Raw genomic sequence first — 14,650 nt, forward strand, 5'->3', positions numbered from 1 at the left:
CTCAGTCGTCAGACAAGCAGAGTCTGGTCTGCCTAGCCGCCGTCCCGCTGCCCGACAGCGGTGCCTGCACCGGTAGGCGTCACCGCCTCCATCTCGTCGTGCTTCTCGATCTCGTCGTGCTTGCCGTGCGAGTGCGCGGCCGCAAGCTCGGCGGGCGTGACAGGTGACACGCGGTCCTCGTAGAAGAACTGGGACAGTCTCTGCCAACGGCGGTCGGACTTGTAGCCCTTGCGCCGCACGCCGCGCGCATCCGTGAGCGGCGCGATCTCCAGCGGCGCGGGCGACTGGTAGTTGACGCGCAGCCAGCGCTCGTCCTCCTCGAGCGGGGTGTGCACCTCGACGTACTCCCCGTTGGCGAACCGCACGATGCGGCCGGACTCGTGCCCGTGCAGCACCAGCTCGCGGTCCTTGCGCTGCAGCCCCAGGCACACGCGTTTGGTCACCCAGAACGCGAACACCGGACCCACGAACAGCAGCACGCGCAGTGCCCACGTGATCGCGAAGATATCGAGCGAGAAGTGCGTGGCGATGAGGTCGTTCGTGGCGGCCAGGGAACAGACCATGAACGCGACGAACAGCGCGACACCGACCCCCGTGCGCACCGGCCGGTTGCGCGGCCGGTCCAGCACGTGGTGCTCACGGTGGTCCCCGGTGACGCGGGCCTCGATGAACGGCCATGCGCCCAGCAGCGTGAACAGGATGCCTGGCACGATCAGAGCCGGGATCAGCAGGTTCATGCTCAGCGTGTAGCCGCCGATCACCCACTCCCAGCCCGGGCCCGGCATGAGCCGCAGCGCGCCGTCGACGAACAGGATGTACCAGTCCGGCTGCGTACCCGCGGAGACGGGCGACGGGTCGTAGGGGCCGTAGTTCCACACGTTGTTGATCGCCATCGTGGCGCCCATCAGGGTCAGCACGCCGGCGATGATGAAGAAGTTGCCGGTCATCTTGGCGACATAGACGGGCGCCGCCGGGTAGCCCACCACGTTCTTGTCCGTGCGACCGGCACCGGGGTACTGGGTGTGCTTCTGCAGCACCATGAGGAACAGGTGCAGGCCGATCAGTGCGATCAGCAGACCCGGGATCACGAAGATATGGAGCGTGAACAGGCGCGGGATGATGTGGTGCCCGGGGAACTCGCCGCCGAAGACCAGGAACGACATGAAGGAGCCGATCACCGGGATCGACTTCACGACGCCGTCGATGATGCGCAGGCCGTTGCCGGACAGGACGTCGTCGGGCAGCGAGTAGCCGGTGAAGCCGGCCGCCAGCGCCAGGATCAGCATGGTGAGACCGATCAGCCAGTTGATCTCACGCGGCTTGCGGAACGCGCCGGTGAAGAAGATACGGAACATGTGCAGCACGATCGAGCCCACGAAGATCAGAGCCGACCAGTGGTGGATCTGCCGCATGAGCAGACCGCCGCGCACCTCGAACGACATCTCCACGGTCGAGGCGAACGCCGCGGACATGAGCTGACCGTGCAAGTTCGCCGGATGTTCACCCTCGTAGCGCACCAGGGCCATCGACGGCTCGAAGAACATCGTGAGGAAGAAGCCCGAGGCGATCAGCACGACGAACGAGAACAAGGCGATCTCGCCCAGCATGAAGGACCAGTGGTCCGGGAAGACCTTGCGCGCGAGCTCTTTCACCAGCACACCGATGGTCGTGCGCTGGTCCAGATAGTCGGCGGTCTTGCCGATCGCGGTGGTCGGACGTTGCGGCTTTGCCACGTCATCACCCCTGGGGTAGGAGGTACGCGCCTATCGGTCCCTGCCTCACCAGTAGACACCGATCCGGGCGCAGCTTGCCACCTTGACGACGAAATAGCCGGGCGATCCGTGACATGACAGATCCGGCGCACCCGCGGGAGTCTCCCCGAGGCGCGCCGGATCTGGTCAGGCGATCAGACGGTCAGACCGTCAGGCCGACGCGACGATGAGACCGGCGGTCTGCGTCTTGGCCCGGGCCAGGCGCTCGGAGACGTTGCTCCAGGACACCAGGTTCCACCAGGCCTTGATGTAGTCCGGGCGCACGTTCAGGTAGTCGATGTAGTAGGCGTGCTCCCAGCAGTCCAGCATGAGGACCGGGGTGAGCGCGAAGGGGATGTTGCCCTGCTGGTCGAACAGCTGGACGACGACCAGCTTCTGGCCGATGGAGTCCCAGGCCAGCACTGCCCAGCCGGAACCCTGCACACCGGCGGCGACAGCGGTGAAGTGCGCCTTGAACTTCTCGAACGAGCCGAAGTGCTCGTCGATCGCGCTCGCGATGTCACCGGTGGGCTCGCCGCCGGCCTCGGGCGCCATGTTCGTCCAGAAGATCGAGTGGTTGATGTGACCACCGAGGTTGAACGCCAGGTCCTTCTCGATCTTGTTGACGCCTCCCAGGTTGCCCGTCTCGCGGGCCTCCTCGAGCTGCTCCAGGGCAGTGTTGGCGCCCTTGACGTACGTCGCGTGGTGCTTGGAGTGGTGCAGCTCCATGATCTTGCCCGAGATGTGCGGCTCGAGCGCGGCGTAGTCGTAGGTGAGGTCAGGGAGCGTGTAAACAGCCATTGCTGAGGTACCTCCAGGATCGGTCCGCGCACCGGACGGTGCGCAGGGGAAGACGCCGTCCTGGTCGTGCGCCTGTGTGGTGCCCGCCGGGACGGCAATGGCCCGTGTCCCCGGCCGCATTCGCGGACCGGGAGACACAGGCCATCGCTTGGTGTCGCAGGTCGCTCAGTGCTCCCGCGAGGTGGTTCCTGCGCCGGCCTCGACGGCCTGGCGCTCGGATCCGGTCAGCTCGTCGTGCTCGCCGTGCGAGTGCGCGGCCGCGACCTCCGCCGGGCTGACAGGTGCGACACGGTCCTCGTAGAAGAACCGGGACAGACCCTGCCAGCGCTTGTCGGCGCCGTAGCCCTTGCGCTTCACACCGCGCGCGTCGGTCTTCGGGGCGATCTCCAGCGGAGCCGGCGCCTCGTAGTTGACCCGCAGCCAGCGCTCCTGCTCGTCGAGCGGAGTGTGGACCTCGATGTACTCACCGTTCGCGAAGCGGACGATGCGGCCCGACTCGTGACCGTGCAGCACGAGCTCGCGGTCCTTGCGCTGCAGCCCCAGGCAGATGCGCTTGGTGATGTAGTACGCGAACACCGGGCCGAGGAAGAGCAGGAAGCGGAAGACCCACGTGATCGCGTTGATCGACAGCCCGAAGTGCGTGGCGATGAGGTCGTTCGACCCGGCCAGGGCCAGGATGATGAACGCCGCGAGGAACGCGACACCGAGCGCCGTCCGCACCGGCTTGTTGCGCGGGCGGTCGAGCACGTGGTGCTCCTTGTCGTCACCGGTCGCCCGCGCCTCGAGGAACGGGTAGACGATCAGGAACGTGAACAGGATGCCCGGGATGACCACCGCGGGAACCAGGACGTTGAGCGGGAGCGTGTATCCGAAGATGACCCACTCCGTGCCCTGGCCGGGCATCAGTCGCAGCGAACCCTCAAGGAACAGCATGTACCAGTCCGGCTGTGCGCCGGCGGATACCGGCGACGGGTCGAACGGTCCGTAGTTCCAGACGTTGTTGATCGACATCGTGGCGCCCATGAGCACCAGCACGCCGGCGACGATGAAGAAGTTGCCGGTCATCTTGGCGACATACACCGGCGCCGCCGGGTAGCCCACCACGTTCTTGTCCGTGCGGCCGCCACCCGGGTACTGGGTGTGCTTCTGCAGCACCATCAGGAACAGGTGCAGCGCGATGAGCGCCAGCAGGATGCCGGGGACCACGAAGATGTGGAGCGTGAACAGGCGGGGCACGATGTGGTGGCCCGGGAACTCGCCGCCGAAGACGAAGTACGACAGGGGCGAGCCGATCAGCGGGATCGACTTGATCACGCCGTCGGTGATGCGCAGGCCGTTGCCGCTCAGCACGTCGTCGGGCAGCGAGTAGCCGGTGAAGCCGGCCGCCAGGCCCAGGATCATCAGGACGATGCCGACGATCCAGTTGATCTCGCGCGGCTTGCGGAACGCGCCGGTGAAGAACACGCGCATCATGTGCACCACGATCGAGGCCATGAAGATCAGGGCCGACCAGTGGTGGATCTGCCGCATGAGCAGACCGCCGCGCACCTCGAACGACATGTCGAGCGTCGAGGCGAACGCGACGGACATGAGCTGCCCGTGCATGTTGGCCGGGTGCTCGCCCTCGTAGGTCTCGAGCGCCATCGACGGCTCGAAGAACATCGTCAGGAAGAAGCCCGAGGCGATCAGGACGACGAAAGAGAACAGGGCGATCTCGCCCAGCATGAAGGACCAGTGGTCCGGGAAGACCTTGCGCGCGAACTCCTTGACCATCACGCCGATCGTGGTGCGCTGGTCGAGGTAGTCGGCCGCCTTGCCGACTGTCGTCGTCGGCTTGGCCGGTGCCTCGCGCTTGGTGTCGTGGGTCGCGGTGCTCACTTCAGACGCTCCCAGAAGCTCGGGCCGATGGGCTCGGCGAAGTCGTCCTGCGCGATGAGGTAGCCCTCGTCGTCGACGGTGATGGGCAGCTGCGGCAGCCGGCGGTTGGCCGGGCCGAAGACGACCTTGGCGCTGTCCGCGATGTCGAACGTCGACTGGTGGCACGGGCACAGGAGGTGGTGGGTCTGCTGCTCGTAGAGCGCCACCGGGCAGCCCACGTGCGTGCAGATCTTCGAGTAGGCGACGATGCCCTCGTGGGACCAGGTCGCGCCCTCGGGCGACTGGTCGGTCCGGAGGTCTTCCGGGTTGAGGCGCACCATCAGGACGACGGCCTTGGACTTCTCCGTGATCCACTCGTGCGTCTCGCGGAACTCCTCGGTGGTCTCCGGGACGACGTGGAACACGGAGCCCACGGTGACGTCGGAGGCCTTGATGGGACGACCCGACGGGTCGATCGCGAGGCGCGTGCCCTGCTTCCACATCGTGTGCTTGAACTTCGAGATGTTCCAGTCGCCACCCACGGAGCCGATCAGCGGCACGGCGATAGCCAGCGGGAAGAGCGCCAGGGCCCCGAAGAACGCGCCCTTGAGCACGCCGCGGCGTCCGACGACGCCCGAGTCCTCGAGGCCGTCGGTGAGGTCCTTGACCGCGTCCGCGCGGACCTCGTCCGACGACGCGAGCGGGTGCCGCTCCTGGACCATCTCGCGGTCGCCCATGAGCGCCTTGGCCCAGTGGATGCCCGCGACGCCGATGCCGAGCAGCGACACCGCGAGGCCGAGGCCGATCAGCAGCGTCGACAGCCGGACGCCCGACGTCGTGCCGTCCGGCGGGACCATCACGTAGGCGACTATCGAGCCGATGGTGCCGAGGATCGACAGCACGAACAGGAGGGTGACCGTCCGCTCCGCACGCTTCGCGGCGCGCGGGTCGGTGTCGGTGAGGCGGTGCTTGTGCTCCGGGATGCCCGGGTCGGCGAACCGGTCGGCGGGCCCGACCGCGGTGCCCGCCTCAGGGGCGACCGTCACGTCCTTGGACGTGTCGGCTGGGGGGTTCTGGTTCTGGCTCACGAGGACTTGGCTCCGATCCACACAGCGGCGCCGATGAGCAGGCCGAGGCCGATCGCGAAGGCCCACAGGCCTTCGGACACCGGCCCGAGGGCGCCGAGCGCGTTACCGCCCGCCGAACCCTCTCGCTGCTCGACGAGGAACGAGACGATGTCGCGCTTCTCGTCCGGCGTGATGTTCGCGTCGTTGAACACCGGCATCGACTGCGGGCCGGTGAGCATGGCCTGATAGATGTTCCGCTCCGACGTCTCCCACAGCGAGGGGGCGAACTTGCCCTCCGAGAGTGCGCCGCCGGCGCCCACGGCGTTGTGGCACATGGCGCAGTTGGTGCGGAACAGGGCCATGCCGTTGGAGGGGTCACCCTCTGCGGCGTCGACCTGCTCGTCGGTGGGGATGGCGGGGCCGGCACCCATCGAGGCGACGTAGGCGGCAAGGGCCGCGGTCTGCTCCTCGTCGAACTGCGGCGGCTTGGCCTCCGCCTGGGGGCCGTTCATCGCCATCGGCATACGGCCGGTCGACACCTGGAAGTCGACGGCGGCGGCGCCGACGCCCACCAGGGACGGCACGCCGTCCCTGCCCTCCGCGCTCGCACCGTGGCACGTCGCACAGTTGGCCTGGAACAGCTTCTTACCGGTCTCGATGTCCGCGGTGCTGACGGTCTCGGCGTTAGCCGTGCTCGGAGCCAGGGCGGCATAGATGCCACCCGTGGTCAGCAGCGCCAGCAGCAGGAGCACGACCGGAGCCAACCGGTGGTGCCTGCGGGCGGCGAGTGCCTTCACGAAAATGTCCTCGTCTCGCTTTGAGTGTTGAGCTTCTCTGTCTTGAACCTATGCCACCGCACGTGGCCACGTCGCACTCGCGCCAGGGGCGCAGGCACTACGAGGTCACTGCAGCAGGTAGATCACCGCGAACAGCGCGATCCACACCACGTCGACGAAGTGCCAGTAGTAGGACGTGACAATCGTGGTGGTGGCCTCGTGGTGACCGAAGCGCTTGGCGGCGAAGGAGCGGCCGAGCACGAAGAGGAAGGCGATCAGGCCGCCGGTCACGTGCAGGCCGTGGAAGCCGGTGGTCATGTAGAAGACCGACCCGTAGGCGCTGGACGAGATCGTCAGGCCCTGGTGCACCAGCTCGGTGTACTCGAAGATCTGACCGCCGATGAAGAAGGCGCCCATCACGTAGGTCATCGTGAGCCACTCGTGCATGCCCCACGTCCAGAACTGGTACAGCTTGCCGGAGCGCGAGGGCTTGAACTGCTCAGCCTTGAAGACCGCCCACTGGCAGGTGAAGGAGGACAGCACCAGGACGATCGTGTTGATCGTCGAGAAGGTGATGTTCAGCTTGTCCGCCTGCAGCGCCCACTCCTCGGCCGGCATGGTCTGCCGGACCGTGAAGTACATCGCGAAGAGCGCTGCGAAGAACATGAGCTCGCTCGCGAGCCAGACGATCGTTCCGACCGAGACCGGGTTCGGACGATTGACTGTCACGTGCTGGTGTGTGGGGGTGGCTGCAGCCGTTGCGGTCGACACGACAGCCATTATGGCCGACGTTCGACCGTCTCGAACGCCGAAGCACCAGCGACGCTCGCGTCGAATCTCACAAAGTCCTTCCAACGCCCTACCTGCGGCGTCTCTTGCTGACGCGATTGAACAGAGTGCCATGAAAAGAGCACGGACAAATCTGCCGCGAGAGCGGGGACTGTGCCACGATCGACGCATGACCGGCATGACGACGGATGTGACCAGCGCAGGTACGAGCGGTACTGAGTCCGGTATTGAGTCCGGCGGAGCGTCCGGTGGGGCGACGTCCAGCCCGCGAGTCCTCCTGTACAGCGACGACCGCACCGTGCGTGAGCAGGTCCGGCTCGCCGTCGGACCGCGCCTGCACGCCGGAGCGCCCGACATCGAGTGGCTGGAGATCGCCACCCCCGCCGCGGTGGTGGACAAAGCTGACAACGAGACGTGGGACCTGCTCGTCCTCGACGGTGAGGCCGACCAGACCGGCGGCATGGGGCTGTGCCGCCAGCTCAAGAACGAGATCTACGAGTGCCCTCCGGTGCTCGTCCTCACGGGCCGGCCCGCGGACACCTGGCTGGCTTCGTGGTCCCTGGCCGACGGCGTGGTGTCCCGCCCGCTCGACGCCATCAAGGTCCAGGAGGCAGTGGCGAAGCTCCTTGCCGCCCCCGGGGCGGGTACCGCGTGAACCTCGAGGCACCCACCTGGTCCGGCCTGCTGTCCGGGCTCATCACCGGCACCGACCTGAGCCAGGCCGAAGCCGCGTGGGCGATGGACCAGGTGATGAGCGGCGAGGTCTCCCCCGTCCAGCTCGGTGGCTTCCTCGTGGCGCTGCGCGCCAAGGGCGAGACCGTCGAGGAGCTGGCCGGCCTGACCGAGTCCATGGTCCGGCACGCGACCCGGATCGACGTGCCCGGCCCTTCGGTGGACATCGTCGGAACGGGCGGCGACCGCGCGCACACCGTGAACATCTCCACGATGGCGTCGGTGGTGATCGCGGGCGCGGGCCTGCGCGTCGTGAAGCACGGCAACCGGGCGGCCTCGTCGTCGTCGGGCAGCGCGGACGTGCTCGAGGAGCTCGGCATCCGGCTGGACCACACCCCCGAGCGGGTGGCGCAGATCGCGCGCGAGGCGGGCATCACCTTCTGCTTCGCGATGGTGTTCCACCCCTCGATGCGCCACGCGGGAGTCACCCGCAGGGAGCTCGGCGTGCCGACGGCCTTCAACTTCCTGGGCCCGCTCACCAACCCGGCCCAGCCGCGTGCGGCCGCCGTCGGCTGCGCCGACGCACGGATGGCCCCGCTGATGGCCGGCGTGTTCGCGGAGCGCGGCAAGTCCGCTCTGGTGTTCCGCGGTGACGAAGGCCTGGACGAGCTCGCGGCCACCGCCGGCTCCACCGTGTGGGAGGTTGCCGACGGCGCGGTCACGGAGCACCGGCTCGACCCCGCCGCCGACCTGGGGCTCACCCGCATCAAGGTCGAGGACCTGCGCGGTCAGGACGCCGCCTACAACGCCGCGGTCGCCCGCGCCGTCTTCGCCGGAGAAGACGGACCGGTTCGCGAGACCGTACTGCTCAATGCGGCGTCCGGCCTCGTCGCCGACGGCACCCTGCCGGGCACCGGAGCCGACTCCGGGACGCTCGTCGAGCGGCTCGCCGCCGGGATCGACCTCGCGGCCCAGGCTGTGGACTCCGGAGCGGCGCAGGAGACCTTGCGCCGCTGGGCGGAGGCCGCGAAGTAAGGGCGTAGGGCCCGTGCAGGGCCCTACGTCGGCCGGCAGTCAGTCGAACGTGCCTTCCGGCAGGTCTTCGATGCGGATGATCTGGTCTCCGGTCGGTCCGACGACGCCAGGCGCCTCGCCCCACGCGGAGAAGATGGAGGTAGTCACCATCTCTTCGCCCTCGTCGCCGATCGTGCTGACCACCTTCCGGGGCAGACTCTCCTTGTCCACGTTGTGGACGACCGTCATCTCACCCATCGCGTCCGCACCGGCAGGGGGGACGGCCGCCGCCGTCGGATCGACGACCATCGTGTAGACGTCGGTCTCGATGCCGTCAACACTCTCGGTGCCGGTCTTCTCGAAGGACGTGACAGCGCCTTCCAGACCCTTCATGGGCTGCGGGATTCATGCTGTCGGCACTGGAGCGCATGGTTCCACCCATACCAGCGAAGAAGTCCGCCATGGGGTGATCACTCTGGCCTGCCGCGGTCACGCTGATGTACGTGCCGTCCGCCATCTCCCCCATATTCAGATAGATCTCATCGGCGATCTTGATGACGTCGTAGACCCCTCCCCCGATGTCCAGCTGCATCGCCATCGCGGGGGAATCCGGGTCGGTCAGGTCGATGTCCGCCGTCCCCGCCTGGTTCGTCGCCGCGTACAGCTCCTCGACGAACGAGTCCTTGGCCAGCTCGACAAGGGCCGAAGCCGACGCCGACGCCGACGCGTCAGCCGTGTCGCCGGTACCATCGGCGGCTGCCCCACAGCCGGTGAGCCCCAGAGCGAGCACGCCCGCCGTGGTCAGAGCTGCCATGTTCGCGTCACGCACTGTCGCCTCCCCCCGTCCGGCCGGCGCACACCATGCGCCTGGGGCTGGTCGGCGGACGTCCGATCTCACCACGAACCGCACGGCGAATCCGCTGGTCAACGGATGAAACGGCGGGTGAAACGGCCGAGCGGCGGCACGCCGGGCGCAACAGGAAAGAGCCCGGCGCCGGCACGTTCCCTCACAAGGAGGAGCGTGCCGGCGCCGGGCTGCGCACTCAAAGCGGGATACCCGCTCGAACGGGCTCAGTGCGAGTGGATACCTCGCGAGTACTCGAAGACCCAGCCCACGAGCGCGATGATCGCCAGGCAGAAGCCGATGTAGAGCACCCACCAGCCGACGGCCAGGCCGAGGAAGCAGATCGCGGCGGACCCGGCGATCGCCAGCGGCCACCAGCTCCAGGGCGCGTAGACGCCCTGGTCTCCGGCACCGTCCTCGATGTTGCCGTTCGGGTCGTCCTCGGGGCGAGCGTCGATGCGACGGGCCGTCAGGGCCAGGTACGCGCCGATCATCGCCACGAGGCCCCCGACCAGCGGCATACCGAGATAGCCGACGGGCTCGCTCCATTCCGTCATGAAGCCGTAGACGATCCCGGCTCCGACGAACAAGGGCGTGCCCCAGAGGAACAGCCTGCTCTCGATCTTCACTTGCTGGTCCCCTCGTCCGGCTGCTCGTCAATGATCGTCGTGCTGCTCTGACCCGACTCGCCGCCGTCGCCGGCCGCGCGGCGCTGGGCCTGGGTGTCCTGGCCGCGCCGGTCGGCCTCGCCGTATACGTTGTCGAGCACGCCGCGGTTGTACTCCGGGTGCTCCATCGCGACGACCTCAGGGTGGTGCAGGTCGAACGCAGGCGACTCCGAGCGGATGCGCGGGAGCGAGGCGAAGTTGTGCCGGGGCGGCGGGCAGGACGTGGCCCACTCCAGGGAGCGGCCGTAGCCCCACGGGTCGTCGACCGTGACCTTGGGCGCCTTGCGCCAGGTGACGTACACGTTCCAGAGGAACGGCAGGGTCGACGCCGCGAGGATGAACGCGCCGATCGTGGACACCTGGTTCTCCCAGGTGAAGCCCTCCTGGGGCATGTAGTCCGCGTACCGGCGCGGCATGCCCTCGACACCCAGCCAGTGCTGGATGAGGAACGTGGTGTGGAAGCCGACGAACAGCAGCCAGAAGTGCAGCTTGCCCAGGCGCTCCGACAGCATGCGGCCGGTCATCTTCGGCCACCAGAAGTAGAAGCCGGCGAACATCGCGAACACCACGGTGCCGAACACCACGTAGTGGAAGTGCGCCACCACGAAGTACGAGTCGGACAGCTGGAAGTCCAGGGCGGGGCTCGACAGGATGATGCCCGTCAGGCCGCCGAAGAGGAACGTCACGAGGAAGCCGATGGACCAGAGCATCGGCGTCTCGAAGGTGAGCTTCCCTCGCCACATCGTGCCTATCCAGTTGAAGAACTTCACACCGGTAGGTACTGCGATGAGCATCGTCATGAAGGCGAAGAACGGCAGCATGACCGCGCCGGTCACGTACATGTGGTGCGCCCACACCGTCACCGACAGCGCGGCGATGGCGATGGTCGCGTACACGAGGCCGTTGTAGCCGAAGATCGGCTTGCGGCTGAACACCGGCAGGATCTCGGACACGATGCCGAAGAACGGCAGCGCGATGATGTACACCTCGGGGTGCCCGAAGAACCAGAACAGGTGCTGCCAGAGGATGGCGCCGCCGTTCTCCGGGTTGAAGATCTGCGCGCCGAGGCGCCGGTCCGCGCCGAGCGCGAACAGGGCGGCCGCCAGGGGCGGGAAGGCCATCAGCACGAGGAGGCTGGTGATCAGCGTGTTCCACGTGAAGATCGGCATCCGGAACATGGTCATGCCCGGCGCGCGCATCGTGATGATCGTGGTGATGAAGTTGACCGCACCGAGGATCGTGCCGAAACCGGCCAAGGCGAGGCCGAAGACCCAGAGGTCACCACCTAGCCCTGGACTGTAGGTCGTGGTCGACAACGGCGCGTAGGCGAACCAGCCGAACGACGCGGCACCCTGCGGGGTCAGAAACCCGGCCACCGTGATGAGGCCGCCGAACAGGTACAGCCAGTAGGCGAACATGTTCAGGCGGGGGAACGCGACGTCGGGCGCACCGATCTGGAGCGGCATGATCACGTTCGCGAAGCCCGCGAAGAGCGGGGTGGCGAACAGCAGCAGCATCACGGTGCCGTGCATCGTGAACAGCTGGTTGTACTGCTCCTTGCTCTGCACGAGCTGGATACCCGGCTCGAAGAGCTCCGCGCGGATCAGCAGGGCCATCAGGCCGCCGATGCAGAAGAACAGGAACGACGAGATCAGGTAGAGGTACCCGATCGTCTTGTGGTCAGTGGAGGTGATCCACTTGATGACGGTCCGGCCGAGCGTCTGACGTCCGGGCGCCAGGCCCGGGATCAGCTCGGTCGTGGTTGCTGCGGCCATCAGTGCTCAGCCTCCGGTTCCTCGGTGTTGACGGGACCCTGCGTACGGGCGAGGTCCATGCCCAGTGCGCCGGTCTGGCCCTTGGCCGCGAGCTCCGCCATGTGAGCGTCGTACTCCTCCGCCGAGACGACCTTCACGTTGAAGAGCATGCCGGAGTGGAACTCGCCGCAGAGCTCCGCGCACTTGCCGGCGTAGGTGCCCTCACGGGTCGGCGTGACCTGGAACGTGTTGGTCCGCTGCGGGATCATGTCCTGCTTGTACAGGAACGCAGGGATCCAGAACGAGTGGATGACGTCGCGCGAGTCGAGCGTGAACTCCACCGTCTCGTTGACCGGCAGGTAGAGCGTCGGGAACGACGTCGAGGTGCCGACGGCACCGTCGAGCTCGTCCTCCGCCGTGACGCTGCCGGGGTCGCTCTCGTGCTCGCCGTAGTCGTAGACATCGGCGTCGAGATAGTTGAAGTCCCAGCTCCACTGCTTGCCGATGACCTGGATGTGCTCGGTCGCGGTGCCGTCGACCCTGTTGATCTCGGACACGTCCCGGTCGGTGTACCAGAACAGCACGAGCACCATGATCAGCGGCACGGCCGTGTACATGAGCTCGAGCGGCAGGTGGTAGCGCGTCTGTATCGGGAGCTGGTGGTCTTCCTTACGCTTCCGGTACGCCGCGATGCACCAAAGGATCAGGCCCCACGTCACGATGCCCACGAGCAGGGCAGCGATCCACGAGCCCACCCAAAGATCGGTGATGCGCGCAGTCTGGTTAGTCACCTCCCCGTCGCTGTAGCCGGGCAGGTATCCGCGCTGGACGGATTCGCTTGCGCAGCCGGTAGCCACAACTGCGACAGCGACGGCTAGAGCCGACGTACGCAGGATGGCCCGACGGGTGCGGGTAGGTGCCTTCGAGTGCAAGGGAGGCCTTTCACGTCTCGTCCGGCGCGTCGCACCGGTTTCCTCCCGAGCTCCACGCAGAACCTTCGTCCTCGATGGGATGCAGCCTAGCGCGCTCCGGGGCCTGATGATGCCCGGAGGAGGGCCCGGGGGACGTGACGCACTCCGCACCCGGGGCGCCCATCCGGGCTGTTCAGGACATGCGCGCAAGTCGTGTCAGAACAATGGTGGCGGCGGGCCGGTCCGTGCGGGTGCGAGGATCAGGTGGACGACTCAGGAGCAGGAGGACGTGTGAGCCACGCCACCCCCGATACGCCCGACCGGGTGCATCTCGACAACGGCGGTCGTGCCCCGTGGCACCCGCTCGCCCGGCAGGCGTTCGAGCAGGCGCTCGGCGACGGGTGGGCCGATCCGCGTCGGCTGCACGCCGAGGGGCGCCGCGCCGCCCGTCTGCTCGACGGCGCCCGCGAGGCGATCGCAGCGGTGCTGGGCGCACGGACCCAGGAGGTCCACCTCACGCCGAGCCACACGGCCTCGCTGCACTCGGCCGTCATGTCCGCCGCCGCCGGACGACGGCGCGCGGGCACCGCGATCGTGGCAAGCGCCGTCGAACGGTCGGCGCTGCTGCAGGCAGCCGCGTACGCGGCTGGCGGCGGACATCCGGCAGGCGGCGGGCACCCGGCAGGCGGCGCGCAGCCATCCCGGGTCGACCCAGTCCCCGTCGACCGGCTGGGGCGGGTGGACGCCGACGCGATGATCGCCGCCGTCCAGGCACCGGGTGTCGCGCTGGCCGCACTGCAGCACGCCAACGGTGAGGTCGGCACGCTGCAGCCGGTCGAGGCGGTGCACGACGCCGCCCGCACGGCCGGCGTCCCGCTCCTGGTCGACGCTGGCGCAAGCGTCGGGCACGTGGCGGTGCCCGCGGCCTGGGACCTCCTGGCCGCCGACCCCGCCGACTGGGGCGGCCCGGCCGGCGTCGGGGTGCTCGCCGTCCGGCAGCGGGTCCGCACCGCGCCGGTCGGGCCGGAGGACGAGGATCCCTGGGCGCCGGGCGGCGTCAGCGTGCCGCTCGCGTTCGCCGCGGCGGTGGCGCTGCAGGCGGTCGAGGCGGACCGGGCAGCGCAGGAGACGAGGCGCCGGCAGCTCGTCGAGCGGCTGCGGGCAGAGGTGTCCCGCATCCCCGACGTCGAGGTGGTGGGCGATCCGGACGGCCGGCTCCCCCACGTCGCGACCTTCTCGTTCCTCTACGTGGACGGGGAGGCGCTCGTGACGGAGCTGGACCGGCACGGGTTCGCCGTCGGCTCCGGTTCGGCATGCACGTCGAGCACGCTGGAGCCCTCCCACGTGCTGGCGGCGATGGGCGTGCTTACGCACGGGAACGTGCGGATCGCCCTGGACCGCACCACGACCGCCGACGAGGTGGACCGCTTCTGCGCGGTGCTGCCCGGAGCGGTGGCCCGGGTGCGGGAGATGCTCGGCGTGGGCGGCCTGTGATGACCGGCACGCTGGTGGACGCGAGAGGACTGCGCTGCCCGATACCGGTGATCCGGCTGGCGGCCGCCGCGAAGGGCCTGCCCGCGGGCACCGAGCTGACCGTCCTGTCGACCGATCCCGCCGCGAAGCTGGACGTGCCCGCGTGGTGCCGCATGCGCGGGCACGAGCACGTGGCGACGCACGAGCACGTGACGGGTTCCGACGGCAGCGACTGGAGCGGCTGGTCCGTCATGGTCCGTCTGGCCTGACCCG

At 68.2% G+C, this 14,650-nt stretch carries 15 protein-coding genes; 4 read left to right on the forward strand and 11 right to left on the reverse strand.

What is annotated here, in order from left to right:
- Positions 1 to 32: 32 nt before the first annotated feature.
- The 6 genes from qcrB (ACFO6V_RS08320) to ctaE all read right to left on the reverse strand — a co-directional run bounded on the left by qcrB (ACFO6V_RS08320) (position 33) and on the right by ctaE (position 7,032).
- Positions 33 to 1,733, reverse strand: coding sequence for a cytochrome bc1 complex cytochrome b subunit (gene qcrB, locus ACFO6V_RS08320; RefSeq protein WP_377134134.1), 1,701 nt, complete (start codon positions 1,731 to 1,733; stop codon positions 33 to 35).
- A gap of 189 nt (positions 1,734 to 1,922) precedes the next feature.
- The gene (locus ACFO6V_RS08325; RefSeq protein WP_377134137.1) at positions 1,923 to 2,552 is read right to left on the reverse strand and encodes a superoxide dismutase; all 630 of its coding nucleotides are present in this window, start codon (positions 2,550 to 2,552) and stop codon (positions 1,923 to 1,925) included.
- Between the two features lie 165 nt (positions 2,553 to 2,717).
- Positions 2,718 to 4,430 (reverse strand): cytochrome bc1 complex cytochrome b subunit, encoded by a 1,713-nt coding sequence (gene qcrB, locus ACFO6V_RS08330; protein ID WP_377134139.1) that lies wholly within the window; start codon positions 4,428 to 4,430, stop codon positions 2,718 to 2,720.
- On the reverse strand, positions 4,427 to 5,497 hold the full coding sequence (gene qcrA, locus ACFO6V_RS08335) for a cytochrome bc1 complex Rieske iron-sulfur subunit (protein ID WP_377134141.1): 1,071 nt from the start codon (positions 5,495 to 5,497) through the stop codon (positions 4,427 to 4,429). Before qcrA ends, qcrB (ACFO6V_RS08330) begins: the two co-directional genes overlap by 4 nt.
- Complete coding sequence (qcrC, locus tag ACFO6V_RS08340; protein WP_377134143.1) at positions 5,494 to 6,273, reverse strand: cytochrome bc1 complex diheme cytochrome c subunit; 780 nt, start codon at positions 6,271 to 6,273, stop codon at positions 5,494 to 5,496. Before qcrC ends, qcrA begins: the two co-directional genes overlap by 4 nt.
- 105 nt (positions 6,274 to 6,378) lie before the next feature.
- Entirely contained in the window at positions 6,379 to 7,032 is a 654-nt protein-coding gene (gene ctaE, locus ACFO6V_RS08345; protein ID WP_116676037.1) for an aa3-type cytochrome oxidase subunit III, read from the reverse strand.
- Positions 7,033 to 7,210: 178 nt separating this feature from the next.
- Between ctaE and ACFO6V_RS08350 the strand changes: the two genes are divergently transcribed.
- The gene (locus tag ACFO6V_RS08350; RefSeq protein ID WP_377134146.1) at positions 7,211 to 7,696 is read left to right on the forward strand and encodes a response regulator; all 486 of its coding nucleotides are present in this window, start codon (positions 7,211 to 7,213) and stop codon (positions 7,694 to 7,696) included.
- On the forward strand, positions 7,693 to 8,748 hold the full coding sequence (gene trpD / locus ACFO6V_RS08355; protein ID WP_377134148.1) for an anthranilate phosphoribosyltransferase: 1,056 nt from the start codon (positions 7,693 to 7,695) through the stop codon (positions 8,746 to 8,748). The genes ACFO6V_RS08350 and trpD overlap by 4 nt, the downstream gene beginning before the upstream one ends.
- A gap of 39 nt (positions 8,749 to 8,787) precedes the next feature.
- On the opposite strand, the gene ACFO6V_RS08360 is transcribed toward trpD, so the two are convergent.
- The 5 genes from ACFO6V_RS08360 to ctaC all read right to left on the reverse strand — a co-directional run bounded on the left by ACFO6V_RS08360 (position 8,788) and on the right by ctaC (position 12,925).
- Positions 8,788 to 9,120 (reverse strand): hypothetical protein, encoded by a 333-nt coding sequence (locus tag ACFO6V_RS08360; RefSeq protein ID WP_377134150.1) that lies wholly within the window; start codon positions 9,118 to 9,120, stop codon positions 8,788 to 8,790.
- The gene (locus ACFO6V_RS08365) at positions 9,062 to 9,556 is read right to left on the reverse strand and encodes a hypothetical protein (protein WP_377134152.1); all 495 of its coding nucleotides are present in this window, start codon (positions 9,554 to 9,556) and stop codon (positions 9,062 to 9,064) included. Before ACFO6V_RS08365 ends, ACFO6V_RS08360 begins: the two co-directional genes overlap by 59 nt.
- 242 nt (positions 9,557 to 9,798) lie before the next feature.
- Positions 9,799 to 10,200, reverse strand: coding sequence for a cytochrome c oxidase subunit 4 (locus ACFO6V_RS08370; protein ID WP_377134154.1), 402 nt, complete (start codon positions 10,198 to 10,200; stop codon positions 9,799 to 9,801).
- On the reverse strand, positions 10,197 to 12,014 hold the full coding sequence (gene ctaD / locus ACFO6V_RS08375) for an aa3-type cytochrome oxidase subunit I (RefSeq protein WP_377134156.1): 1,818 nt from the start codon (positions 12,012 to 12,014) through the stop codon (positions 10,197 to 10,199). Before ctaD ends, ACFO6V_RS08370 begins: the two co-directional genes overlap by 4 nt.
- On the reverse strand, positions 12,014 to 12,925 hold the full coding sequence (ctaC, locus tag ACFO6V_RS08380; protein WP_377134158.1) for an aa3-type cytochrome oxidase subunit II: 912 nt from the start codon (positions 12,923 to 12,925) through the stop codon (positions 12,014 to 12,016). Before ctaC ends, ctaD begins: the two co-directional genes overlap by 1 nt.
- A gap of 270 nt (positions 12,926 to 13,195) precedes the next feature.
- Here ctaC and ACFO6V_RS08385 point away from each other — a divergent pair, with 270 nt between their 5' ends.
- Together ACFO6V_RS08385 and ACFO6V_RS08390 are read left to right on the forward strand one after the other, a co-directional pair.
- Entirely contained in the window at positions 13,196 to 14,398 is a 1,203-nt protein-coding gene (locus ACFO6V_RS08385) for a cysteine desulfurase family protein (RefSeq protein ID WP_377134160.1), read from the forward strand.
- A complete protein-coding gene (locus ACFO6V_RS08390) occupies positions 14,398 to 14,646 on the forward strand; it encodes a sulfurtransferase TusA family protein (RefSeq protein WP_377134162.1) in 249 nt (82 codons plus the stop codon). The genes ACFO6V_RS08385 and ACFO6V_RS08390 overlap by 1 nt, the downstream gene beginning before the upstream one ends.
- The last annotated feature ends 4 nt before the right edge of the window (positions 14,647 to 14,650 follow it).

It is taken from the genome of Promicromonospora alba (assembly GCF_042654905.1).
Lineage (GTDB): Bacteria > Actinomycetota > Actinomycetes > Actinomycetales > Cellulomonadaceae > Promicromonospora > Promicromonospora alba.